The sequence below is a fragment of the Synechococcus sp. R50.1 genome (assembly GCF_047462115.1).
In the GTDB taxonomy this organism is placed as follows: domain Bacteria; phylum Cyanobacteriota; class Cyanobacteriia; order Thermostichales; family Thermostichaceae; genus Thermostichus.
Genome location: NZ_JANSIN010000039.1, coordinates 1 through 25025, shown reverse-complemented (window position 1 = coordinate 25025; position 25025 = coordinate 1). Strand labels below are relative to the sequence as shown.

The 25025-nt window shown below is 56.8% G+C and carries 20 protein-coding genes; 7 read left to right on the top strand and 13 right to left on the bottom strand.

Annotated features, from left to right (window positions below):
• The first annotated feature begins 258 nt into the window (after window positions 1–258).
• On the top strand, window positions 259–957 hold the full coding sequence (locus NW870_RS09960) for a pirin family protein (protein ID WP_414375103.1): 699 nt from the start codon (window positions 259–261) through the stop codon (window positions 955–957).
• Window positions 958–1188: 231 nt separating this feature from the next.
• Here the strand turns inward: NW870_RS09960 and tsaE are convergent, their stop codons facing one another.
• Window positions 1189–1827, bottom strand: coding sequence for a tRNA (adenosine(37)-N6)-threonylcarbamoyltransferase complex ATPase subunit type 1 TsaE (tsaE, locus tag NW870_RS09955; protein WP_414356889.1), 639 nt, complete (start codon window positions 1825–1827; stop codon window positions 1189–1191).
• A 3-nt stretch (window positions 1828–1830) separates the two neighbouring features.
• Window positions 1831–2655, bottom strand: coding sequence for a prolipoprotein diacylglyceryl transferase (lgt, locus tag NW870_RS09950; RefSeq protein ID WP_011433548.1), 825 nt, complete (start codon window positions 2653–2655; stop codon window positions 1831–1833).
• 191 nt (window positions 2656–2846) lie between these two features.
• Between lgt and recA the strand changes: the two genes are divergently transcribed.
• Complete coding sequence (recA, locus tag NW870_RS09945; RefSeq protein WP_414351429.1) at window positions 2847–3971, top strand: recombinase RecA; 1125 nt, start codon at window positions 2847–2849, stop codon at window positions 3969–3971.
• A gap of 16 nt (window positions 3972–3987) precedes the next feature.
• On the opposite strand, the gene NW870_RS09940 is transcribed toward recA, so the two are convergent.
• Both NW870_RS09940 and NW870_RS09935 read right to left on the bottom strand, forming a co-directional pair.
• Window positions 3988–4800 carry a TrmH family RNA methyltransferase gene (locus NW870_RS09940; RefSeq protein WP_414375102.1) on the bottom strand — a complete coding sequence of 271 codons (813 nt, stop codon included), beginning with the start codon at window positions 4798–4800 and terminating at the stop codon, window positions 3988–3990.
• 80 nt (window positions 4801–4880) lie between these two features.
• A complete protein-coding gene (locus NW870_RS09935) occupies window positions 4881–6254 on the bottom strand; it encodes a 16S rRNA (cytosine(967)-C(5))-methyltransferase (protein WP_414375105.1) in 1374 nt (457 codons plus the stop codon).
• 148 nt (window positions 6255–6402) lie between these two features.
• Between NW870_RS09935 and hisA the strand changes: the two genes are divergently transcribed.
• Window positions 6403–7167: a 1-(5-phosphoribosyl)-5-[(5-phosphoribosylamino)methylideneamino]imidazole-4-carboxamide isomerase gene (gene hisA / locus NW870_RS09930; protein WP_414341854.1), complete on the top strand. Its 765-nt coding sequence runs from the start codon at window positions 6403–6405 to the stop codon at window positions 7165–7167.
• Window positions 7168–7300: 133 nt separating this feature from the next.
• Window positions 7301–8491, top strand: coding sequence for a M20 metallopeptidase family protein (locus NW870_RS09925; RefSeq protein ID WP_414375104.1), 1191 nt, complete (start codon window positions 7301–7303; stop codon window positions 8489–8491).
• 13 nt (window positions 8492–8504) lie between these two features.
• On the opposite strand, the gene NW870_RS09920 is transcribed toward NW870_RS09925, so the two are convergent.
• The 7 genes from NW870_RS09920 to NW870_RS09890 all read right to left on the bottom strand — a co-directional run bounded on the left by NW870_RS09920 (window position 8505) and on the right by NW870_RS09890 (window position 18613).
• The gene (locus NW870_RS09920; RefSeq protein ID WP_414375100.1) at window positions 8505–9074 is read right to left on the bottom strand and encodes a hypothetical protein; all 570 of its coding nucleotides are present in this window, start codon (window positions 9072–9074) and stop codon (window positions 8505–8507) included.
• A 124-nt stretch (window positions 9075–9198) separates the two neighbouring features.
• Entirely contained in the window at window positions 9199–10905 is a 1707-nt protein-coding gene (locus tag NW870_RS09915) for an ATP-binding protein (RefSeq protein WP_414375099.1), read from the bottom strand.
• Window positions 10905–11483 carry a hypothetical protein gene (locus NW870_RS09910; protein WP_414375097.1) on the bottom strand — a complete coding sequence of 193 codons (579 nt, stop codon included), beginning with the start codon at window positions 11481–11483 and terminating at the stop codon, window positions 10905–10907. The genes NW870_RS09915 and NW870_RS09910 overlap by 1 nt, the downstream gene beginning before the upstream one ends.
• A gap of 11 nt (window positions 11484–11494) precedes the next feature.
• Entirely contained in the window at window positions 11495–12688 is a 1194-nt protein-coding gene (locus tag NW870_RS09905) for a DNA double-strand break repair nuclease NurA (RefSeq protein WP_414375095.1), read from the bottom strand.
• Window positions 12678–16268, bottom strand: coding sequence for an AAA family ATPase (locus NW870_RS09900; RefSeq protein WP_414375093.1), 3591 nt, complete (start codon window positions 16266–16268; stop codon window positions 12678–12680). The genes NW870_RS09905 and NW870_RS09900 overlap by 11 nt, the downstream gene beginning before the upstream one ends.
• Window positions 16269–16270: 2 nt before the next feature.
• A complete protein-coding gene (locus NW870_RS09895) occupies window positions 16271–17539 on the bottom strand; it encodes a metallophosphoesterase family protein (RefSeq protein ID WP_414356907.1) in 1269 nt (422 codons plus the stop codon).
• Window positions 17540–17719: 180 nt separating this feature from the next.
• The gene (locus NW870_RS09890) at window positions 17720–18613 is read right to left on the bottom strand and encodes a bestrophin family protein (RefSeq protein ID WP_414375091.1); all 894 of its coding nucleotides are present in this window, start codon (window positions 18611–18613) and stop codon (window positions 17720–17722) included.
• Window positions 18614–18796: 183 nt separating this feature from the next.
• Here NW870_RS09890 and NW870_RS09885 point away from each other — a divergent pair, with 183 nt between their 5' ends.
• Complete coding sequence (locus NW870_RS09885; protein ID WP_414341835.1) at window positions 18797–19342, top strand: helix-turn-helix domain-containing protein; 546 nt, start codon at window positions 18797–18799, stop codon at window positions 19340–19342.
• On the opposite strand, the gene NW870_RS09880 is transcribed toward NW870_RS09885, so the two are convergent.
• Entirely contained in the window at window positions 19343–20179 is an 837-nt protein-coding gene (locus NW870_RS09880) for an anti-sigma factor domain-containing protein (protein WP_414375089.1), read from the bottom strand. It abuts the gene before it with no gap.
• 227 nt (window positions 20180–20406) lie between these two features.
• Window positions 20407–20652 carry a twin-arginine translocase TatA/TatE family subunit gene (tatA, locus tag NW870_RS09875; protein WP_011433563.1) on the bottom strand — a complete coding sequence of 82 codons (246 nt, stop codon included), beginning with the start codon at window positions 20650–20652 and terminating at the stop codon, window positions 20407–20409.
• 194 nt (window positions 20653–20846) lie between these two features.
• On the opposite strand from tatA, the gene NW870_RS09870 reads away from it, so the two are divergent.
• Complete coding sequence (locus NW870_RS09870; protein WP_414375087.1) at window positions 20847–22322, top strand: dihydrolipoyl dehydrogenase family protein; 1476 nt, start codon at window positions 20847–20849, stop codon at window positions 22320–22322.
• Between the two features lie 60 nt (window positions 22323–22382).
• Entirely contained in the window at window positions 22383–24674 is a 2292-nt protein-coding gene (gene glgB, locus NW870_RS09865) for a 1,4-alpha-glucan branching protein GlgB (RefSeq protein WP_414356915.1), read from the top strand.
• The last annotated feature ends 351 nt before the right edge of the window (window positions 24675–25025 follow it).

Below are 25025 nucleotides of genomic sequence, written 5' to 3'. Positions count from 1 at the left end.
GCCTGCTGTGCTGCTTGGCGATGGTTGACTGAACGAGTTACTTGTCAAGGTTCTGGGGCGCCGGGGCTGGGTGGCCTTGTGGCGCTTTACTACCCTATCCCCACCCCCACCACCCCGTCAAGATATCCAACCCAAAATTTTTGGCAAGTTTTTGGCGAGAATAGCAGGGAAAAGAAGAAATAAAACTGTTTGAATATTGACATTCTGACTGCAGAGTTAATAAGATGGTTGCGAGGGTCAGGTTTTGGAGAAACTGTGATGCTGACTTTGCGCAAGCGGGAAGAGAGGGGTCATGTCAAGCTCAGTTGGCTTGATACTTACCACTCATTTTCTTTCGGGGAGTACTACGACCCTCGCTACATGGGTTTCCGCGCTTTGCGGGTGATTAACGATGACCGAATCCGCCCGAGTGCTGGCTTTCCGACCCATGGGCACCGGGATATGGAGATCGTTACTTATGTTTTGGAAGGGATCCTTGAGCACAAAGACAGCTTGGGCACGGGATCTGTGATTCGTCCTGGCGAAATTCAACGGATGACAGCGGGCACAGGGATCCAGCACAGCGAGTACAATCACTCGGCGGATGAGGAGGTTCATCTGCTGCAAATTTGGATTTTGCCGGAGCAGGAAAACCTAGATCCCAGTTATGAACAAAAAGCGACGGGTTTAGCAGAGCATCCCAATGAGTTTTGTTTAATTGCCTCTCGGGATGGACGCCAGGGATCCGTAATTGTGCATCAGGATGTGAATCTCTACGCGGGGTTGATTGAGCCGGGACACACCATCTGCCAATATTTGGATGAGAAGCGCTACGGATGGCTGCAGGTGGCTCGCGGCAATGTGACCCTAAATGGCTTGTTTTTGCGAGAAGGAGATGGCGTGGCCATTGCTGAGGAAAGCGAGCTCAACCTTTTCAGTGAGAAAGGTGCTGAGGTGCTGCTGTTTGATTTGGCCTGAGGATGACTTTTGGCTAAGTTCTGGCCGTTTGCCTCAAGTTCATAGTCGTTTCAGGCTGGGGTGAGACGTCCGGGCTACTGAGAGAAGCCTTCTGACCTGTGCATTATTGCTCCGCAACGCTAACGCGAAGGCGCGACCGACGCTTCGGGTGTGGGCGCAGTGTCTTAGTTCGAATCGAGGTGGCCATAGGTCTTTTGGGATCCCAACTTTTTCTGCTGCTTTCAAGTCCTTTCAGGGGGAGAAGTGGATCCTTTTTTCTTCAGGGTCTTGCTGAGTGAACTGAGAAAGAACTTGCTGCCAAAGTTGAGCAGTCTGGGATCCCTTTCCTTTGGCGTACAGGAGGCGGGCTCCTTCCTGTTGGGGATGTGGCTGTAGGCACAGCCAGAGGTAGGTCGCAGGCAGATGGCGGAGGTACTGGGGCCACTCAATAGCGGTGATCCCACCTTGGCTCCAAAGTTCTTCTAGCCCTAGGTCTTCTAGGAGTGTGGATTCTTTCCCACCGGCGCGAGCGGCAGAAGAGGTCTCTAGGCGGTAGAGATCGCAATGGAAAAGAGGGATCCGTCCGGTGTGGTATTCCTGCACCAGCACGAAGGTGGGGCTGTCGATGGGTTCAGGGATCCCCAAGCCCTGCCCTAGTCCCTGCACAAAGGTGGTTTTGCCGCTGCCCAGATTACCTTCGAGAAGAATGACCAAGCCGGAAGTGGAGCCGAGGCTGCGGCTGGGAGGGGGAGATTTTTGTTGACCTGAAGGGGCGAGGAAGCCAAGGGCGGCTTGAGCTACGAGGGCCCCTAGTGATTGGGTAGCAGCGGCGGATGGCAGCAGCAGAGGGGAGGTTTGCTGCCAGAGCTCTTCATTCTGTTCGCTGGCCATGGCTTACAACTCCTTTGGGGCGGGGATCCCAGGCGAGGAAGTTGCCTCGTTTGGGTGAACAGAAACGCGTTTGGGAGCTGTCAAGATTGCGGCCAGGCCTGCTCCAATGAGCAACAGGCTCACCCCCTGCGCCACCCGCAGGGATCCCAGCATGAGGCTATCGGTGCGCAGGCCTTCGATCCAGAAGCGCCCCAGGCTGTACCCCACCAGGTAGAGGCCCAAGAGGGTGCCGGGGGGAAGCTGGCGCCGGTAGCTTAAAAAGAGCAGGAGCCCGAAGAGACCAAAGTTCCAGAGGGATTCGTACAAAAAAGTAGGATGGACGCGCGATCCATCAGGCAGCTGCAGTTGTACCCACAGAGGGCTATCCGGAGGCAACACCTTTCCGTAGGCTTCGTTGTTGAAGAAGTTGCCCCAACGTCCGATCCCCTGACCAAGGCTGAGGGAGGGAACAAGGCAATCGGCTAGCAACCAAAAACTCAGCCGGTGCCGCCGGGCGAACAGGTAAAGCGCCGCACTGCCGCCGATCAAGGCACCGTGAATGGCAATGCCCCCCTGCCAGAGGGCCAAGACCTGCCACCAAGGGCCATCTCGATAGCGCTCCCACTCAAAGGCCACATAGTACAGGCGAGCAAGGGGCAGGGATCCAACCACCAACCACACCAGCAGATCAGGCATGGAACTGGGGGGAAGGCCACGCCGAGCTGCCAGATGGCGAGCCAGGAGCAAGCCCAACACCATTGCCAGGCCGATCAATAAGCCATACCAGCGCAGGCTGAGCGGCCCCCAACTAAACACAACCGGGCCGGGGGATTGTAAGACCAAAGTCATGACCGTGGGGACATTCCTGAGCAGATCCCTTTAGCCCACTCTACCCGCTCTGCAAGGCTATGCAGAAGACCTGCCCTCACCCCCAGCCCCTCTCCCAGAGGGAGAGGGGAGAGGGATCCGCTCAGAGCAAGGCGACAATGTTAGAATGCAGGCTCGATTTTCCACCACGACTCCTGGGGGGGATGCGGGTTATGGCCCGGAAAGCCGCTGCTGTGAACACTGCTGATGACTCGGACAAATTGAAGTCAGAAAAACGCAAAGCCCTGGAGCAGGTGTTAAGCCAGATCGAGCGGAATTTCGGCAAAGGGGCAATCATGCGCCTGGGAGATGCCACCCAGATGCGGGTGGAGACCATACCCAGTGGGGCCATCACCCTCGACTTGGCCTTGGGCGGAGGTTACCCAAAAGGGCGGATTATCGAAGTCTTTGGGCCGGAATCTTCTGGGAAAACTTCAATTGCCCTACATGCCATCGCCGAAGTGCAAAAACAAGGGGGAACGGCAGCTTTTGTGGATGCGGAACATGCGCTGGATCCCACTTACGCAGCAGCTTTGGGGGTTGATATTCAAAACCTGTTGATCTCCCAGCCGGACACGGGGGAGGCCGCCCTGGAGATTGTCGATCAGTTGGTGCGCTCGGCAGCTGTGGATATCGTGGTGGTGGACTCGGTAGCAGCGTTGGTGCCCCGGGCTGAGATCGAAGGGGATATGGGAGATGCCCATGTGGGATTGCAGGCGCGCCTGATGAGCCAAGCGCTGCGCAAGATTGCCGGAAATGTCAGCAAAACCGGATCCATCGTTCTTTTCTTAAACCAATTGCGCTCCAAAATTGGCGGCATAGGCTATGGCCCCCAGGAGACCACCACCGGCGGCAATGCCCTTAAGTTTTATGCGTCGGTGCGGCTAGATATTCGCCGCGTTCAAACCCTGAAAAAAGGCGCTGAAGAATACGGGATCCGAGCGCGGGTCAAGGTGGTGAAAAACAAAGTTGCTCCCCCTTTCCGGCGAGCAGAGTTTGACATCATCTTTGGCCAGGGCATCTCCAACATCGGCTGCATCATCGATCTGGCAGATGAGATGGGCATTCTGAAGCGGCGCGGCTCTTGGTACAGCTACAAGGAGGAAAATGTTGCCCAAGGAAGGGACAATCTGGTTGTCTACTTGAAGGAAAACCCAGAGCTCCTAGCGGAGGTGGAAGCGGCTGTGCGGGAGAAACTTTCTGCGGGGGTGACGGTTTCCGCCAGCCGGCCGGCAGCGATGGAGGAGGGAGAGCAGGAAGAGAATGAGGATGCGGTCTTTGTAGAGGAAGAGTTCTGAGGGAGCAGCTAGCTGTTCAGGGAGCGCTTCCTGAGCGAGATCGCCGCTGGCGCAGGGCCTCGTAGAGCAACAACCCCCCCGTCATAGCGACGTTCAGAGATTCGACACCCTCGGCCATCGGGATCCGCACCTGGGCATCGGCCTGTTGGATAGTCGCTTCCCTCAGGCCAGCCCCTTCGTTGCCCAGGAGAAAAAGGGTAGGGCAGGTGAGATCTTGATCCCAGTAGCAGTTTGCTGTGGGGGAGAGGGTAGCAGCCAAGACTTGGATCCCGTGGCAACGGCAGCTCTGGATCCAGGCGGCTAGGTCGGGCACGACTTGGGGCGGACGGCGAAACCAGTGGCCGGCTGAGGCCCGCAAGACTTTGGGGTTTTCGGGATCGACGCTGTCTGCGCTTAGCCAAAGGCCGTCGGCTCCTGCGGCGGCCACGACTCGGATTAGGGATCCCAAATTGCCTGGATCTTGCAGCGTTTCCACCACAAGGCCCAAACGTAACTTGGACAGGGGGGGAGAGGAAATCTGCCAACTGACGGCCACGGCCACAGCTCCTTCGGGAGACTCGGTGGTACAGAGCGCTGCCATGACTTCTGAGCTGACGGCCTGCCGCCGTAGACTCTTGGGCAGATTGGCCAGCAATTGTGGGTAACGCTCAGCCCACTCAAGCGTGTAGCAGAGAGCCTGCAGGGGCCAGCCGACCCGCAGGGCTTCTTCGATGAGATGGGATCCCTCTACCAAAAAGGCGCCCTGTTCCCGCCGGCCTTTGCTGCGGTGCAACTGCCGCAACTTGCGGATCCAGGGGTTTTTCGGACTGGTCAGCAGCTCAGAAGCCATGTGGCAATGGTTAAGGTACTCCCCAAGTCTTCGGCGTTGCTGCCCTCACCCCCAGCCCCTCTCCCAGAGGGAGAGGGGAGTTAGTAACCGGAGCGGCGCAGCCGTTGGATAAAAAATCCATCCCGATCCTGTCGGTGGGGCCAAATGAGCAGGGGATCCCCTTCAGCAGCCCAATTGGGGTGGCTGTCGAGAAAGGCTTGCATGATCTCCTCGTTTTCGGCAGGATGCAGCGTACAGGTGGCGTACACCAACACTCCGCCCGGCTTCAGCCAACGGGCTGCCACTTGCAGGAGCTGGGCTTGCAGGTGGGCCAACTCTGGGATCCGCTCTGGGGTTTGTCGCCAGCGGGCATCGGCATGGCGGTGCAGGGTTCCCAAGCCGGAGCATGGGGCATCCAGCAAAACCCGGTCGGCGCTGTGCCAGGGGGGCAAGGGGGCAGGGGGTAAGGACTCCGTCCCGCTGACGCGATCGGCAGCAGCGCTCAGCGGCAACAGGTCGATGGCCAGGGAACGAATCGAGGTCAAGCCCAAGCGATGGGCATTTTCCTCTAGGCGCCGCAGACGGTGGGGGTGACGATCCAAAGCCCAAATCTCCCCTCGATCCTGCATGTGTTGGGCTATTTGGGTGGTCTTGCCGCCCGGAGCAGCGCAGCAGTCGATCACCCGCTCTCCCGGCTGGGGATCCAGGCAATGCACCACCTGCTGGGCACTGGCATCTTGAACGCTCCACCAACCCTGGGCAAAGCCGGGCAGGGCCGTGATGTCGCCAGCATGATCCTGAAGTCGCAAGGCACCCGGCACCTCGGAGATGGGGAGGGCAGGGATCCCGGCTGCTGCCAAGGCTTGAACGACTTTATTCACATCTGCCCGCAGTGGGTTGACCCGCAAATCCAGGTGGGGTGGCTGATTAAACCAAGCACACAACTGCTCCGTTTCCACCGGCCCCAGGCGCTCCCACCATAGGCTCACCAACCAGTCGGGAAAGCTGTGCCGGATCCCCAAAGCCTGAATTGGGTCGGCTGGCAGAGTGTCCTCGAGGGGCTTGAGGGGATCCTTCTCTGGCTGATCCAACACTTGCCGCTGGTAGGCGCGCAAAATGCCGTTCACTACCCCTGTCAGGGATCCTAGCCCCATCTGGCGGGCCAATTCCACGCTGGTATGGATGGCAGCACTGGCCGGGATCTGATCCAAAAAAGCCAGTTGGTAGAGGCCGAGATGCAAAATCAGTCGCAAATCGGGGGGCTGCTTGTGGGCAGGACGCTGGGCAAAGCAATCGATCAAGGCATCGAGGGTGCGGCGACGGCGGGTAATGCCATACACCAGCTCGCTGACCAGATGCCGGTCGGCGGGGATCAGGCTGCTGTTGGCCAACAAATGCCCCAGAACCAGGTCGGCATAGGCGTTTTGGCGCTCGATTTTCTGCAGAGCCAACAGAGCCAGTTGGCGCGCGTTCATAGTCATCTCAGGATGTTCTCCCATCGCGTCAGCGGTGTGGAGCACTTTAGGGTCTAGAGATCCAGATCTCCGCTGGAGCAAGGCCGCTCCCAGGCGATACTGGAAAAGCCCCTCAAGGGATCCCATCATGCCTTACTCAACTGCTTTTCTGGAGGTGATCCCCGCCATCGACCTTTTGCAGGGCCGCGCCGTGCGCCTTTACCAGGGGGATTACGCCCAGGCAGAACAGGTAGCCGACGACCCGATCCAACAGGCCGAAGCTTGGGCGGCACAGGGTGCTCCTCGCCTGCATGTGGTGGATTTGGACGGGGCCAAAAGCGGGGATCCAGTCAACCTGCCCATCATTGAGCGCATTGTCCGCAGCCTGGCCATCCCGGTGCAGGTGGGGGGTGGGATCCGATCCCTGGAACGGGCGCGGCAGTTGTTGGATTTGGGGGTGGATCGGGTGATCGTTGGCACCCTGGCCGTGGAGGATCCTGACACCCTGGAGGCGATGACCCAAGCCTTGCCCGGTCGGGTTTGGGTGGGGATCGACGCTCGGCAGGGGCAAGTGGCCACCCGCGGCTGGCTGAGCACCACTCCCCTGCGGGCCACCGAATTGGTGCAACGGGTGGGGGAACAGGGCGTCGCCGGCATCATCTACACCGACATTGGCCGGGATGGCACCCTGGCCGGGCCCAACCTACAACAGTTGCAGGAGATCCTCGCCATCTCCCGCCTGCCTGTGATTGCTTCGGGGGGAATCGGATCGCTAACGGATTTGCTGGCTTTGTTGAGCTTGCCCGGTTTGACGGGGGCCATTTTGGGTAAAGCCCTCTACTCAGGGGCGATCTCCTTGCAGGAAGCTTTGCGAGCTGTGGGGCCGGGCCGCTGGCAAGATCTACCGCCGGAAACCGGATCCCTGTGGGCCTAGGTATCCATCCAGAGATCGAGCGAAAGACAGCCCTGGCAAAACCTCTGCCATACTGGTGAAATCAACAGGCAACTTCATGCGACAACACCAGCCGCTGGTGAAGGTTTTCCAAGACATTTTTGTTTTTCAGGTCATGTCTGTCCCTGCGCTTCGCCCTGCTGTTCGAGCTTTACAACCCGAGTTGGTGACCTGGCGCCGCCACATCCACAAGTATCCCGAGCTGGGCTTCCAGGAGAAGCAAACCGCTGCTTACATCAGCCAGCGCCTGAAAAGTTGGGGGATCCCTCACCAGACCGGCATTGCCCACACCGGCATCGTGGCCACCATTGAGGGAGAGCAGCCGGGGCCGGTTTTGGCGCTGCGGGCCGATATGGATGCCCTGCCCATTCATGAGGCCAATGAAGTCGAGTACCGCTCCGCCATCCCCAACGTCATGCACGCCTGTGGCCACGACGGCCATACGGCCATTGCTATGGGCACCGCCAAGCTGCTGCAACAGCACCGTCAACACCTCAAGGGCACGGTCAAGGTCATTTTTCAACCTGCCGAAGAAGGCCCCGGCGGAGCCAAGCCCATGCTGGAGGCGGGGGTGCTGAAGAACCCGGATGTGGAAGCCATCCTCGGCCTACACCTGTGGAATAATCGCCCTCTGGGCACTATTGGCGTGAAAAGTGGCCCCTCGATGGCCTTTGCCGACCGCTTTCAGATTCAGGTGATCGGGCGAGGCGGACATGCTGCCCTTCCCCAACAAACAGTGGATGCCATTGTGGTGGGATCCCACATTGTCAATGCTTTGCAGACCATTGTCTCCCGCAATGTGGATCCGATGCTGCCGGCGGTGGTGACGGTGGGCCGTTTCCGGGCCGGCGATGCCTTCAACGTTATCGCCCCAAGCGCAGAAATTTGGGGTACTGTGCGCAGTTTTCACCCTGAAGTGGCCGATTTGATCCCAAAGCGCATGGAAGAAATCGTTGCCGGCATTTGCCAAGCCTACGGAGCCACCTATGAGTTTCGATTCGAGCGGGGCTATCCGGCGGTTCAAAACGATCCTGCTATGGCAGCTCTGGTGGAACAGTCTGCCCGCGAGGTGTTTGGCCCAGAGGCGAGGATCATCCCAGAGATGACCATGGGCGGAGAGGATGTCTCGTTTTTCCTGAATGAGGTGCCTGGCTGCTACTTTTTCCTGGGATCCGCCAACCCCGAAAGGGGCCTGAACTACCCTCACCACCACCCCCGCTTCGACTTCGATGAGGCTGCCCTTGGCATTGGGGTAGAGCTGTTCCTGCGCTGCATTGAGAACTACACCGGGCAAGCCTTGAGTTAGCGGGAAACCTCGGCTAGGGCCTGAGCAAGTCAGCGGATCCGCTGCCGGGAAGCAGCAAGGGCTTCATAGGTTCTGGGGTGGGACGGGTAGGGGCAGGATCCCCGTCGGTGGGAATGTAGAGGGGCGTTGGGTTGGGATCCCCACCGAAGGCCAGCACAAGGGCTTCCAGCAGGGCCTGTCGCTGTTGCCGGTTCAGGGATTGTACAACGGCTTTGTCTTGGGCGTAGGGGTTGACCGTCAGGCGATCGGCACCGGGATACCGTTGGGCGATGATTGGCTCATTGGCATCAAAATAGTCCGCCAGCGTCAGTTGCCAGTCAAAGCGGTCGGTCGGGGAGCGACCAGCCACCTGCAGGTGATAGATCATCATTCGCCGCACCAAAGTATCCTCTTCGGGTGCGGGGCCGCCATCGTTGGGGTTAATAGGGGTGTAGGTGTTTTCCAGGGGCAGATCCGGCAGAGCTTCGTATACCTGCCGCGCCGCTTCGGGGATCAGCCGCAACTGAGCATAGGCAGGCCCGGATCCCAGTAGAACTGCAACGGCAATGCCCAGCAAACCTGGCAAAAGGGCTTGTTTCCTCATCCTGCTCGCCCCAAAACTTGTTTCTGTGAAATGAATTGTATTGCAATCAAGCAGTGGTTTCGGATTGTAGATTTGGCAGATTCAGCGATTGAGATCAGGCCACAGTTGGAGTTTTAGGCCATTGCTAATCAATGCTGAGTCCGTCCACTACCTGAGGTTGAGGACGCGGTTTGAGAGGGGCTGACTGAGCCAAGCGATCCCGCTGGTGGTGTTCTTGAGAATGCCTTTGCCAGAGGCCAAGAATATCCAACGTTTCGCCGCCATGCTGCGTGTAGCGCTGCCGCACTTTGCACAGTACAGGGGTATTGACGCACACCCCGGAGATGATCACCTGACCTTTGCTCAAGGCGGGCAATTCTTGTAACAGATCCCGTCCGGCAGCCTCGACACTGTGGCGCAAATTTTCCTGATCGGCAGGGTTGACAATTCGCATCAAAAATTGGCTCATGCATTGAGACAGAATATCCGAGTCCAACTTGCCAGGGCGTTGCGTGATCAGCCCTACTCCCAGTCCAAACTTACGTCCTTCGCTGAGAATGGTGCGCAGCACCTGTTTGCAACGGGAAGGCTCGTGGGCAGGGGCAAACCGATGGGCCTCTTCCAGCAAAATAAAGACGGGATAAGGCAAGTAATTTTCGTCCCCCGGCTGGATCTTGCCTTTGTGGGTATTGATCCGAGCATAGTTGGCCTGGCGCAAGATGGCAGCAGCGATCACCTGCTGTTCTTCTTGGCTGATCTCATGCATTTGCAGGATGGTTACCTGCCCCGGCTCAAACAAGTCTTTGGGAGCTAGGTGTTGCAAATTGTCGAAATAGGGAGAACGGTCGATCTGTTCTAATTTCCACTCCAAGGCGGCGGCTGAGGATCCTTGGGATCCATCCTCTGCGGAATCAGCCTCGTTTACGGCATCGATTAAGTCCTGAATCGTCCAGCGGATCGGGTTAAATTGAGTTGTTTTGCGAAAGGCTTTCTCCAGAAAAGATTTCTGTCGGTCAGTGGTCTCTGGCAGCAGGGTCAGAATATCAAAGAAGTTAAGAGAAGATACACGAATCTTAATTTCCTGCGGTGAAAGAACCTTGACTTTGGGTCGGTAGCCATCTTCCCCAAAAAACTTGGGGTGGGACTGCATTTCTGCCAGCGTGTGGTATTCCCCGTGGGGATCGAAAATGAGGACGGCAGCTCGGTTTTTGGGCAAAAGCAGCTCTTCAATCAAAACCCCTGCTGTATAAGATTTGCCGGATCCTGTCCCCGCCAAAATGGCCAGATGGGTGCTGACCATTTCCTTGACGTCCAGTACTACGGGCACTGCTCCCTCATCGCGCAACAACAGGCTGCCCAAGTGAGCACCCCCAATGGCTGTTTCATCTCGTTTGTTCAAAATTGATTTCAGCAGACGATTGGAGGCCAGAAAAACCTTGGCACCGGGATCCGGAGCGCGGCGGGGGTTAATAAAGCCCATCTTCTGATTGAAATAGCCGATGACCTCGACGGTAACCGCATAGATTTCCGGATTGGGATGGGTGAAGCCCACCAGAGCCACAATGGTGCTGGGATCGATTTCGGTATCGGCAAAGATGCGATCGGGGATGTGATCCAGGAGCTGAACTTGGCTAATTTTACCCAAGATTTGCAGGGTTTGCGATTGGGGATCCTGGACTTTGTAGTAGACGAAATCGCCCACCTTTACCGCTTGGGTATTGGAAGTGATGAAAACATATTGGTTAGAGGTTTCTCCAGGCCCTTTGACGGTGCCAATTACCTCTGGAGAGTCCTCAGTTGGAGAGAGGGTGGTTTCTGGATGGTGGCCATTATCGGTGATTTTTTGGGGCATCAGCGCATCGCTCCTACAGTCATTTTCCAGGCCAGTTCTTTGCTTAAGATTTGCAGGGCTCGCCGTTGAGCTGGATCGGCAAACATCGGCGTAATGTCGTTCAAGACTTGGTAGATCAAATGATTGGCAAAGTTGCCGCCGCTACTCAGCAGCAAACCATAGTAGGAAAATTGGGTTTGACCTTGGGGATCCTGGTGAAAGCGCAGGATCTCTTCCCGGCTCATGCGAAAAACCGGCGTGTTTACAGGCACCACCACGCGTGGGATCCCTTGCCGGCCACAGCGGCGCTCTTCATCCAGAGCCCCGATTAAAACCACCGAGAGCAATGTGCGCACCTCATTCTGCAAATCGGGGGAAAAATAGGGATCCGGCTGGCTGGAAAGGCGCGGCCCAGAATTGAGGAACATCGGATTCAGGAGTTGGGTATTGTAAACCAGACCTACAGCCCAGTGTCGCCGGTCGCTTTCTAGCTTGACAAAGCTGCCGAAGCCATAGTCATCAGGAGCCGGCGGATTTTTGACTTCTAAAGCATCGTCCACCTGCACCACATAATCACAGTGATTGTTGGAGCGAACCACCTTTCCCAATCTCATCGGACTCGTCTCCGTTGTAGTTTACTCACCGTTTTCCGAGATAGCCTCAGGTTCAGCTTCTCGCGAGCGGCCCAATCTTGCATGAGACGCAAGAAAAGGTTGCGATCCTCATTGCGGATAACGGCTATTTGATCGGCTGTCTCCAGCACATAAGGATAACCTCGCCCAATCACCACCTCACAGCGAACCAGATCCACCAACCAGTCCAACAGTCCTGCCTCATAAACCCAAACGGGTATTTCCAGGCGAGCCGGAAAGTTGTCATTGGTGCGCAGGTAAACAAACCCCACTCGCTCCCGCATTTCTTGGTAGGAGTTGAGGATCCCATCTTGGGGGTTGAGGCTGCCGCCGCGGGCACAGATGAAAAAAGGTGTGCGATCCCCCCACTCCAACCAGGGACTAAGCAGTTGCGCATCGTGAAGCTGTGGAGCTTCGGGTAGGTCAAAACAATGCTTCAGCAACGTCACCAGATCGGAAGTGTAGGTGGTGTCTATGTAAGCCACGATAGGGATCCGGCTTTGCTCGCTGGCCCGCAAAAGCTGGAGCAAACACTGCACATAGAAATCTTGGCTTTCTGGCTCGAAGACTTCGGCAAAAGTAGCCACCAGCGCCCCGTCCAAAAAGGCCAATTTTCGGGATCCCGGTTGAGATTTTTGAATGTATTCTACAAGTCTCTCGATTTCCATTTGAAAGCGGCGCATGTTAACCATTCGCTCTTTCGGTTCGCCGCTGCTGTCGGATCCCAGGTCCCTTGGAGTCAATACATCCACTTGGATGTCTTTTTCGTACAAGCCTGTTGCACAATGATGGTTTTCATACCAGCCAATTTGCACCAGCGCCACCGGTATTGACAGATCTTTGCTGGGATAAATCTGGGATCCATCTACGGCAAAGGTAGGAATATTTTCAATGACCGACTTCGCCCAATCGCGGCTTTCTTCGTAATTGGCCCATTCCTGCTCAAAAGGGATCCTCCAATTGGAGTAGCGATCCCACTCTGCAGTAGGCAAAGCGCCTGGGAAAGGGAATGGAGCTGTTTTTTCGGCAATCTCTAGGCTCGACCACTGGCACAAGCTTTCCATGGCCTGCTTATAGTATTCTCTACGCTCCGACAGCCTTTGATCAAAAGTGGCAAAGGCCTCCCGCTTCTGCTGCAGCACCGCCAGGATCCGGTCGGCTCTAAACACCATAGGCGGGATCCCTCCTCACCCAACTGGAGCGCCTTTCCACCCGAATAACATTTTCCGTCATTTGCTCAAAGGTATCGTCGTGGCTGATAACAAATAGCTGCTCAAAAGATCGCAGGTTGGTGATGGCCTCTGCCAGCCGCTGTCGCCGTTGGGCATCCATATTGGTGGTGGGCTCATCGAAAAAGGCAATATTTAGTTGTCCCAACACCTTGAGTAAAGCCAAGCGCACTGCCAAGGCCGCCGACATTTGCTCTCCCCCGGAAAGGCTGGCAAACCGCCGTTTAGGGCTGCCGGCTTCTTGAACGCGGATCTCATAATCGGCTTCCCAGGTCAGGGTGACGTTGGGACGGTTGAGAATTTCTCGGAAGAGGTGATCGGCAGTATGGTTGATCTGCTGCAGGTAGTATTGGGTAATTTGAGGGCCGGCTTTTCTATAGGTATCTCGGCTAAACTTGATAAAGCGGTGTAGGCGTTCTTTCTCAGTTTTTTCTGCCTCGACTTGCTTTAAGCTGGCCTTGGTCTGTTCCAATTGCCGCAACTTTTCCTCAATTTTGCTCAGTTGAGGAGCTAGGCTCTCCAGTCGGGCCTGGGCTTCGGCTTTTTGAATTTCGGTGGCCTGCAGAAGGGATCGAAGATGCTCATGCTCCTGCGGTCGATACAGAGCAGCTAAGGGATCCCGTGCTGCGCGAAGTTGGGAAAGCTGAGTTTGCAGTTGCTGCCGCTGGGCGTTTAGCTCGGCCAGTTCCTGTTCCCGTTGGGGAAGCAATTGGGCAATGGGTTCTGCCTGCAGATAGCGCTCGTGATCTAAACGGTATCGTTCGCGTTCTTCCTGCAGGGATTCCAGCTCTCGATCCAGATGCTCCGTTTGGCATAGGGCCTCCTCGATAGGGTTGAGTGCGGCCTGTAAATCCTGAAGCTGCTGCAGGCAGTCGGCCTGCATTTGTAAATACTGCTTTTCCTGTTTTAGCTCTGCTTTGAGCCGTTCGGCTTGACTTCTGGGATCCCCCAGAGATTTTAAGGTTTTGGCGGCTTTTTCAATTTGGGCTTGCAGGTCATCTTTGGATCCCTCTGTTTGTTCCCAGCGGTCGATCTGGGCTTGTTTTTCTTGCTTGGCTTTTTGGATTTGATCTAGGGCCAACTGGGCCGCTTGGAGTTCATCTTGCCGTCGGGGCAAACTTTGGGCAAGAGGCTGCATGCGGATAAAGGTCTCGTAGTTGTTGCGGTGCCGGCCTTGTTCTTCCCGCAAAGCTGCAATTCTTTCATCCAGATCTGAAAGCGGTTGCAGCTGCTCTTCTAGGGCTTGTATCTGCTGTTGGAGTTGCTGAACATGGGCCGCTATTTGTTGATATTCTTGCTCAACCCTAGACTTGCGGCTGAGATCTCTTTCCAAGCGCTGGATTTGCCCTCTGGGATCCCCCAGTTCTTGCAGCGCCTGGCCAATTTCCTGTTGTTGCCGAAGGAAGGTGGGCTCAGCCTCAAGATCCCAGTGAAGATCATCAATTCTGCTTTGTCGTTCGGCTTGCAACTGCAGCAGTTGCTGAATTTGGGCTTGTAAATCGGGTATTTGTGCGGTTAGGCCGAGCAAGGGTTGCAAAGTCCTGAGTTGTTTTTGGATGTTGGACAACTGCTGACGAAGTTGGGGCTCGGAAGTTTGGGGAGCCAGATCCTGCAAAATCTGATGGATGGACTGGAGCAACTGTTGGCTGAGTGCTGAAGATTGGGCAAGCACCTCCCGGATCCGCTGCCACAGAGGTTGAAGCTGGGGATAGTTGGGTTGCTGGGCTTCCAACTCGCTCAGAAGCTGTCGGGTGCTGTGATGGTGTTGGGCCAACTGCTCCGAGCCCTGCTCAAAAAGGGCTTGTAGCTCCTGTTGAAATTGACGAGCTGCGGCAATGCGGCTGAGCTGAGTTTGCAATCGCTCCTGTTGAGTTTCGAGTGCAGGAATGGCGGCTACCCGCTCCAAATCCGCCTGCCGTTGTCTCAGTTGGAGCTGCAGTTGTTGCAATTGGACTTGGCCTTGTTCCTGCTCTGTTTCCCGTTGTTTGAGCTCAAGACGCAGGGCCTGAAAGGAAGCTAACTTCTGGCCCAGTTGGGAGTGGCGCTGCTCTAAGAAAGCCTGCTGTTCACACAGGGGTTGCAGCTCAAGTTTTTCCGCCTCCATTTTTTGGAAGATCTGGAGTTGTTGCTGATATTCGGATCCCTGCAGCTCCAATCGATGCAGTTGATGTTGCAAAGTTTCCCGTTGAGCCAGTAAAGTTTGTCGGGTTCGCCGCAGCGCTTCCTGCTCTGCAATGAGGGTTTCCAACTGCAAATAGCGGTTGTAGGCTGATTGATGCTGCCGACATATGGCCTGGGCCTGTTCAGCTTCTTGCACTCGGCTTTGTAGCAGTTGACAGCGCTCGGCGTGGGCTGTCCATTCTGCCTGGATCTGTTCCCATTCGCGGTGCAGGTGTAGCAACGTGTTGAGCTGTTGAGTCCAATAGGTCTGCTGACGCTCTAGCTCCTCTTGGGCCTGAATTTGCGGGGTTAGCTCCTCTAGCTCCTGCTTCCAGCGCTGCTGTTGGCTTAACTTTTCTTGAAGTCTTGCCAATTGGTTTTCGATATGCTGCTTTTGCGAGAGCAAAGCATCCCGCTGTTTCAGCCACTCCAAGCGTTGCTGTTGCTGTTTTTCCAGCTCCCGCAAGCGAGCTTCTGTGGCCAAAAAATGCTGAGATCCCTCCCAGTATTGCTGTTGCTGCGCTTGAGCTTGCCTGGCCTCTGCCCATAACTTTTCTGCCTGCTCAAGAGATACCTGAAGCAGGGATCCCTTTTGCTCCAGTTGGGCAATCTGGTGATCTAAAGTTTGGATTTGCTCAAGCCATTTCTCCAGTCGCTCGATCTCAAGCTTAACCTGATCCAGAGTGTGGATCGATTGACTCAAGCGCTCTTGCCAATAACTCAGTTCTTGTTGGATTTTCTGCCGCTCCGCTTGCAGCGGATCCCACTCCTGTAGCTGTTGATGGAGCAATTCAATTTGATGATGAATGGCCTGAATCTGCGCCTCGCTGTATTTTTCGACCGCCAACAGGTCTTTGGCTACCTGCTGGTACTCTTCCACCTTTAAGATGCGATCGAAAACTTCTTTGCGATCTCGACCGGTTTTGAGAAAGTCTGCCGTGAAAGTCCCTTGGGGCACCCCAATCGTTGTGGCAAAGAGCCGCGCCAGGTCGGTACCGGCAGGTACGCCCAAATGTTGCCTCAGCCACGGCAGCACATCGGACTTGCGCTCATACTCTAGGCGCTGCTTCAGCTGGGGATCAAAGAGACGATATCCCTGCGTGACGCTGCGGCGAACATCGTAGGTGCGCTGATCCCATTGGGAGATAAATTGCACAGTCACCACTGCGTCGTTGGCCCCGGAGCGAATGATTTCTTCTTGGCTGTAGGGGCAGTAGTCGAACAAAACCCAGGCAATGGCTTCCAAAATGCTGGTCTTGCCCGCTCCGTTTTCTCCGCAAATGGCGTTAATACCTGGCTCAAACGTGAAGACGGCATCCTCATGAGATTTGAAGTTTTGTAAAGCGAGAGAGAGGATCCGCATAATCAGTCTTCTGCTCCCCAAAAAGCTCCCCTTAGGTGAGCATACACTTCAGATTCTCCTTGCCCATCCAAAACCTTTTCTTTAAGATCCAGAAGCAGCCGCGCTAGCTCTTCACTGCGTTTGCGGTAGTGGGCATGGCTGCTCAGCAGATCCCTGTAGATTTTCTCTTCGATTTGTAGCCTCTGCCCCTCTTCTTCCAAGGAAAGGGCAGCCGACCCGAGCTCTAAAGTATTGGCCTCAAAACGAAACAGAACCAGCAAGGCGCCGGTAAGCTGCTGAATTTGACACTGTAGGGCGCGGCTATCCAGCTCATGCTTGGCGAACCCCACCTGTCCCACCAGCCGCAACTCCACCATCGGCTCCATCTCACTTTCCTGAAAACGGGATCCCTTAGCCAAGGCAATGGCTGCTGCGGCAATCTGTTCGGGGGTTTCTCTGCCCTTGGCCTCCAGATAGAGCCGGCGGCGGGGCCGCTGATGGTAATCCTGCACCAACTCCGCTTGGGGTGGGCCATCTCCCCAGCGGACGCGATAGGCCCCCCGTTGGAAGTCCCATTCGGCAGTGCTGTTGGCCTCCAGGGATCCCGGGTTGAAGATCCACCCCCCCTCGGAATAGCTTTTGTGAATGTGTCCCAAGGCCAGGTAGCCCACTCCCGCCTCCCGCAAGGGCAACAGATCCCGGTAGCGCAAAGCGCCTTGGTAACGGGCAATTTGGCCTTCTAGACCGTGGTGGAACATCAACACCACCCGTTCTGGGCCGGGGGGCAACCGTCGAATGGCCGCCGCCAACTGCTCAATCGACCGAGGGGCTGCCGATCCGTACCACTGGGATCCAATCACCCGCACCCCACAGGGCAGGTCTAGGTAGCCTCCCCGCCGGCCTGACCAGGGACGCAGCTCCAGTCCTTCTTCCCCTTCCTCAGGCTCCAGCAATATCAGCTCCCCGTGATCGGCCAAGTACCTCAGCCAACTGGTTTTCACGCCATAGGGGCGATTGTCGTGGTTGCCCTCAATGGCCAACACCGGGATCCCGGCCTGTTGCAGCTCCCGCAAGACGATCTGGGCTTGGTTGAGAACGCCGGGCTGAATCTGCCGATGCTCGAACAGATCCCCGGCAATGAGCACAAAGTCCACCGGATCTTGGATGGCATAGCGCCGGACAACATCCCGAAAAGCCAAAAAGAAATCCTTGCTCCGCTCCGGGCTGTCGTAGCGGTCATAGCCCAGATGCACATCGGCCAGGTGTAAAAATGTGCAGGTTGAGCAGGCCATCCCCAGAGCACCTCGGCAAATTGTCCACAGTTTAGCAAACCCATCTTGTTCCCTACCCAAGATATAGGGATCCCTTCCTCTCGATTATCGGGTTCGCCCCGGCTATCTCCACTAGGGGTAGGTGCCGGCTGAGGATCTGAAATGGGCAGCTGCCCTGCCATCCAGAACGGCGAGAGTTCCCTAAGTGGAATTGATCAAATCCGCAATATTGTGCTTCATCTTGTTGCAAATGTTATCGAGGGGCAGATCATTGGGATCCCGGCCGAAGGGGTTTTCAATTTCGATGCCGATCTCTTCAACGCCAAACAACATAAAGCTCAGCCATCCCACAATGGGGCTGGTCATCCAACCCAAGCCCTCCACCATTTGAAACGGTAAAGACAAACAGTAAAGCAACAGCAACTGCTTCAAGTGCAGGGCATAAGCCATGGGCATTGGGGTCATGAGAATGCGCTCACAGGCCCCCAGCGCATCCACCATGCTGTTGAGCCGCTCCACCATGATCGTGAGCTGGTAGACCTCAACGCGGCCCTTTTGGTATTGGCGCTGCAGATAATCTCCAATCCAAAAGGCAATTTGCAAAGGGGGATGGTTGAGGCTTTGGAGACGTTGCAACTGCTCCGGGCTGAGCAGGGGCCGAATCTCATCCAGCAGAGGTTCCTGGCGCAGGTGCTGCTTCATGGCCATGGCAAAGGCGGGCAATAGATATAGAGTTTGGATCTTCTCTTCCCGGTCGTCGGGTTGCTTTTCTTCAATGGCTACCCAAATCAGGCGGGCCAAATTGCGCACGTCATTCACCACGGCTCCCCAAGCTTTCCGCCCCTCCCAAAACCGTTCGTAGGCGGTGTTTGTCCGAAACACCAGCATCAAACCCAAAACGATGTTGGGCACAAACGCCACCAAGGACGACAGCGCCAGGGGCAGCCCCAGCTTATACAGAACCGAAACCAGCACCCCGGCCAAGCCGCAGATAAAGGCGCGGGGAAGCACTGCCGGTACAACCGATCCTTGCAACTGCAGGGCCAGGCGAAACCAACGCAGCCCCTCTCCTGCAAGATACTTGCGAAGAACCATAGTGCAGCGTCGGCAAGCTTGCCCTCTAATCCTACAGCCTGCCGCCCAAGAGGGGATCCCTTGCCCGACTATCCTGAAAAGCGACGAGGGTAGCCTGTTAGAGATTTTTCAGTTCGAGATTCTGTAAACGTCAAGAGGTGCCCAGGCAAACTTCACGAACAACTTCCAAAACCCCAAGTTACTGTGGTAGACTCTCCGCCAGGCAACGAATTCAACGCCGTTCTGCGACGCCCCAACATGGCTGGAGTCCTCAAGCTCGACATTCAGGAATCGGCTGAAGAGCTCAAATCTCTACTTGGCAAGCAGTCCACACCGACCGGCAAGGAGCGGGTTCAAGCTCTTTACCTGCTCAAGATTGGGAAAGTCAAGACGATGACAGGCTTGGCTGAAATTCTGGGGCGGGACATCTCAACGATTTTTCGATGGTTTCAACGCTACAAGGCCAAGGGGCTAGAGGGCATGTTGACGGTGCCCCGCAACCAAGGGCGCAAACCCCTCATCCCCAAGCCGGTTTTGGAAATCCTCAAGCAGGAGCTGCATCAGCCTGGCCGATTCCGTACCTACAGCGACATCCGCGAATGGCTGCGGGAAACGCACGGTGTGGATGCCTCCTATAAGGTCGTTCACGAAACGGTTCGCTACCGTCTTAAGGTGCGCTTGCGGGGATCCCATGCTAAGCGGCGCAAAAGCGGGAGACAAGCCCCCCAGTTATCCCCCAATCTCTCCTGATCATGGCTGGGCGGCAGGGATCCAAAAACTGCTCTGCAGCAGAGGCGGGCCTGTGGGGGATTCGCTCCCTCCTGCCGGTTCGAGGGTGATGAGGAGGCGGGTCGGCTGCTCAGAATGGATGGGTTGACTGAGCCACTGCAGGGATCCTTCCCCGTTGACGGCAAAAGTGCCGGCGTTTTCCAGCAGTCGTCCCCCTCCCTGGACATCCGACTCCAGCCACAGTTGATAGGTGCTCCCTGGGGGGGCGGGAGCCATCTCCGAGGCCAAGAGCAGCACCTGCTTGGCATGGGGCGACCAGAGGGCTTGCACCAACAGGGGAGTGCTGAAGCTGGGATCCCGCAGCAGGGTTCGCTGCACTTGCGGCTGTCGTTGCCACTCTTGATAGAGCTGTTGAAGCGCCGCTGACTCTCCCTCGATGGGGGATCCCCACTGCCAGCGCAGCCGCCAGTAGGCCGCTGTTATGGCCAGCGCGTAGATCCCCAATACCGCCAGGCTGCCCCAGAGAAGACGTTGCGGCCACAGGGGAGCCGAAGTTTGAATGGAGAGGGGGACAGGTAGCCAAGCCCAACGCCGCAGCCGTTCCCTGGCTTGAAAGGCCGTCAACTCGTAGAGCCACAGGGCCACCGAGCGATCCCGCTGCAGGTCAAAGGCATCGGCGTGTTTCCAGCAGAACTCGAACACCTGCCGCACCACCTCTTCCGCCTGGTGAGGTTGCTTGAGAATGGCCAAGGCAATATCCAGCAGGCGCTTCCGATAGCGATCCTTGAGCAAAAAGTGGCTGCGGCGATCCCGCAGTTGGATCTGGCGCATTAACTGGAAATCGGTCAGCTCAGCCATACCACCTCTGGGGCATCCGATGGGCCCATCCAGGCTGATCCTGGCTCAGCCGGTAGCGCCGGGCCGGGAAACTTTCCAGAACTATACACTAGCCCTGGAGCCGGCTCCCTTGCGAGCTGACTTCACCTCTCATCCAAAGCTGGCTTGGATCCCCCCTCTCGACAAGATCCCCAGTTGCGGCAGCACGTCCCTGGCAGAAGTTGGGATCCCACCCCTCTCCGCGACCCTCAGGCGGCATCCTTCTCCACCACCTTCTCCACCTTTTCCGTGCCGGCAGGCTCGTCATCGCTGCTGGGGTTGTTCATCTCTTGTTTGAAACTCCGCAACGCTTTGCCAAAGGCGCTGCCCAACTCCGGTAGCTTCTTGGGGCCAAACACGACCACCGCGATCACCCCAATCACGGCCAGCTCTGGCAGGCCCATGCCGAAGATGCTCACGGCCAGGATAGGTTCGCTCGGCAGCAGAATAGTCATAAGTCCCCAAAACCTGAAAAGTAGAACAGACGGATCAACCCAGCTTGCAAGGGATCCATCCGTCCCACTCTAACAAGTTCTTCTCCCATGCAGAAAGGGATCCTTTGGCAAGGACTTCTCCCAGCCTACCCCCGGCCTACTCAAGACATAGGATGGTGCTATCCCTTGCCCGATGTTTTTGTTCAGAACAAGCCATGCCTGTCCCCTACGATATTGTGGTCATCGGCGCCGGTGCGGCGGGTCTGGTGGTGGCCAGCGCTGCGGCCCAACTGAAGGCCAAGGTGCTGCTGGTGGAAGGCAGCGACCGCCTGGGCGGAGATTGTCTCTGGTATGGCTGTGTGCCCAGCAAAGCCCTTCTTCACGTGGCCCATACCGTCCATCGGATGCGCCAGGCCATGGCTGCCGGTTGGGTGACTCTCCCCGGCCCAGCAGGGATCGCGGTGGATTACCTCAAGGTGTACGAACACATTCGCTCTGCCCAGAGCTACATCGCCAACCACGCCGATTCGCCAGATCGCTTCCGCCAACTGGGGGTGGAACTGGTGTTTGCCAAGGGCCACTTTGTGGATGGGCGCACCTTTGAGGTGGCAGGAAGGCAGGTACAGGCGCGGGCTTTTGTCATCGCCACCGGATCCCGTCCTTGGGTTCCCCCCTTGCCAGGCTTGGCCGAGGCGGGCTATCTGACCAACGAATCGATCTTTGACTTGACCCGCTTGCCCAAATCGGTGGCGGTGATAGGGGCGGGGCCGGTAGGCTGCGAGTTGAGCCAAGCTCTGGCCCGTCTGGGATCCGAGGTGACCCTCATTGCCAGCCGCGAGCGCATCTTGCCCAAGGAGGATCCCGAAGCCGCCCAGGTGGTGCAGCAACAGTTGACCCAAGATGGGATCCGCATCCTCACCCGGGTACGCGCCACAGCAGTCGGCCAAGAGCAGGGGGCAAAGCTGCTTTACCTAAAGGCCAACCCTGGAGCAGGCTCCGCCGCTACAGGTGACCCGGTGATCCGCGCAGAAGCGATTTTGGTGGCCGCCGGTCGGATCCCGAACGTGGAAGGGCTGGGTCTAGAAGCCGCCGGCGTGCAGTACACCCCCCAAGGGATCCAGGTAAATGCCAAGCTGCAAACCCGCAATCCCCGCATCTACGCCTGTGGGGATGTCATCGGCGGGCCGCAATTTACCCATGTGGCGGCCTACGAAGGGGCAGTGGCCCTGGTCAATGCCCTGTTTTTCCCCCTCAGCCAAGCGCGTTATCGCGTCATTCCTTGGGCCATCTTCACCGAGCCGGAGCTGGCCCGTGTGGGCCTCACCGAAAGCGAAGCCCGGCAGCAATACGGCAAGGATGTGGTGGTGCTCAAACAGGAGTTTGCCGATGTGGATCGGGCCCAGGCAGAAGCTGCCCCCCTGGGCTTTGCCAAATTGATCTGTCGACGCAACGGCCAGATTTTGGGGGCGCACCTGGTGGGATCCCAGGCGGGAGAGCTGATTCATGAAGTGGTTTTGGCCATGAGCCGGCGGCTGCCCGTCTCTGCCCTGACCGGGATCCACATCTACCCCACCCGCTCGGAGGTGAACGCCAAGGCGGCCCTGCAGCACCGCAGGCAACAATTGGCCACCAACCCCCGCCTGCAGAACTTCTTGCAGGGATTCTTTGCCTGGAGGCGGGCCTGGAGCTGACAGCGCAAACTGGGGGTCAGCCACCGCTAGACTAGAATGGTCATTTACTGAGGGTTCCCAATGGGCTTTCTCCTGTCTGCCGAACAAGTGGGTCAGTTTGTTTCCAACCAATGGCAGGATCCCTATGCCGTTTTGGGCCCCCAGCAGATAGAAGAGGCCGGGAAATCCTTTGGGTTGGTGCGCGCCCTTGTGCCCAATGCTCGGCAGGTTTGGCTGGTGGAACGCGCCACTGGACAGGCTTACCCGATGCAGCCGCTGCACCCGGAAACGCTATTCGAGCTGCGCTTTGAGCCGGGAACCCCTCTGCCGGACTATTTTTTGCGGGCCCAACGGGTCTGGGATCCCCAAGGGGAACACTTGGAAGAATGGGAGGATCCCTACCGCTTTCCCTTGGAGAAGGTCAACCACATTGGCGAGCTGGATCGCTACTTGTTCAACGAGGGGAATCACCACCGCATTTACGACAAGCTGGGCGCTCATCCCATCACGGTGGATGGGGTGAAGGGGGTGCATTTCGCCGTCTGGGCTCCCAACGCCCGCAACGTCAGCGTTATCGGCGATTTTAACCACTGGGACGGGCGTCAACACCAGATGAAGCGGCTGGGCGAAAGCGGCATCTGGGCGGTGTTCATCCCCGGCATAGGGCCAGGCGCCATCTACAAGTACGAGGTGAAAACTTCCTGGGGGGATATCTACGAAAAATCGGATCCCTATGGCTTTCAACAGGAGGTGCGCCCCAAAACCGGCTCCATCGTAGCCGACCTCAACACCTACACCTGGCACGACCAAGCCTGGCTGGAAAAACGCGCCGCCACCGATCCCCTGCGCTCGCCGATTTCGGTTTATGAGGTGCATCTGGGATCCTGGATGCACGCCTCGGCTGAAGATCCACCTGCCGAAGGGCAAAGTGTGCTGGTGGACCAAAAGCCCAATACTCGCTTCCTCACCTACCGCGAGCTGGCGGACAAATTGATCCCCTATGTGAAGGAGCTGGGCTTCACCCACATCGAGCTGTTGCCGGTGGCAGAACACCCCTTTGATGGCTCTTGGGGCTATCAGGTGATCGGCTACTATGCCGTAACATCCCGCTATGGATCCCCGCAAGACTTTATGTATTTTGTCGATCGGGCTCACCAAGCCGGGATCGGCGTGATTGTCGATTGGGTGCCCGGACATTTCCCCAAAGATGGGCATGGGCTGGCTTTTTTCGACGGTACTCACCTGTACGAGTACGCCGACCCTCGCAAAGGTGAGCACAAAGGCTGGGGCACTTTGGTCTTTAATTATGGCCGCAACGAGGTGCGCAATTATCTGGTGGCCAATGCCCTTTTTTGGTTCGAGAAATACCACATCGACGGGATCCGGGTGGATGCGGTGGCCTCGATGCTTTATCTGGATTATGACCGCAAAGACTGGATCCCCAACCCCTACGGCGGGCGGGAACACCTCGAAGCCATCGACTTTTTCCGGCAGCTCAATACCCTCATTTTCAAATACAACCCCGGTGCACTTTCCATTGCCGAAGAATCTACCGCTTGGCCGATGGTAACTTGGCCGACCCATGTGGGCGGGCTGGGCTTCAACTTGAAGTGGAACATGGGTTGGATGCACGACATGTTGGATTATTTCCACATGGATCCCTGGTTCCGCCAGTTCCATCCCCATTTGGTCACCTTCAGCCTCATGTATGCCTTCAGCGAAAATTACATGCTGGCCTTTTCTCATGATGAGGTGGTGCATGGCAAGAGCCACATGTTGGGCAAAATGCCGGGGGATCATTGGCATAAGTTCGCCAGTCTGCGGGCTTTGTATGGCTACATGTTCACCCACCCTGGCAAGAAAACCTTGTTCATGAGCATGGAGTTTGGCCAGTGGAATGAGTGGAATGTTTGGGCAGATCTGGACTGGGGGCTGCTGCAGTATGAACCCCACGCCAAGTTGCGCCACTATGTGGCCAGCCTGAATCACCTGTTGCGCTCCGAACCTGCCCTGTACACCCAAGACACCAAACCGGAGGGGTTCCGCTGGATTGACTGCAGCGATCATCGCGGCATTGTTTCCTTCATCCGCTATGGGGAGGATCCCAGGGAGTGGGTGGTGGTGGTTTGTAACTTCACGCCGGTGGTCTGGCCCCATTACCGCATTGGGGTACCGGAACGAGGTTTTTATCGAGAGCTGCTCAACAGCGATGCTGTGGAGTTTTGGGGCAGCGGGGTAGGCAATTTGGGGGGCAAGTGGACAGACGACTGGGCCTACCACAACTTGCCCTACTCCCTCGAGCTCTGCCTGCCGCAACTTTCTACCTTGGTGCTGAAATGGCAGCCGCCGCAGCCGGTCGAGTCCCAGAATTGACACCCTGCTGGCTTCCTTCCGCCGCACTGGGAGGACGGGTCTGGAGACTTCGTTTTTTGGCCATTTGTAGTCCTTTCAAGCTGGATTGAGACAATCCCCAAGCGCTCCATACCGCTTCCGAGATCACCCCCAGTCCTCTTCCCAGAGGGAGAGGGGAGTTGGGAAGCAATGGGATGGAAATGTTTCATTTCGTTTCATTCTTATTTAAAATGACTGTGGGCGTGGGTGCAGTGTTCTAGTTTGAATCGAAATGACCATAAGGCAGACATAACTGAGTGCTACGGGCAGGTTTTTTCTGAGAGGATTTCAGCAATGGCCGCAGCCACCCGCTCTTGTTGACAGGTGGTCAAC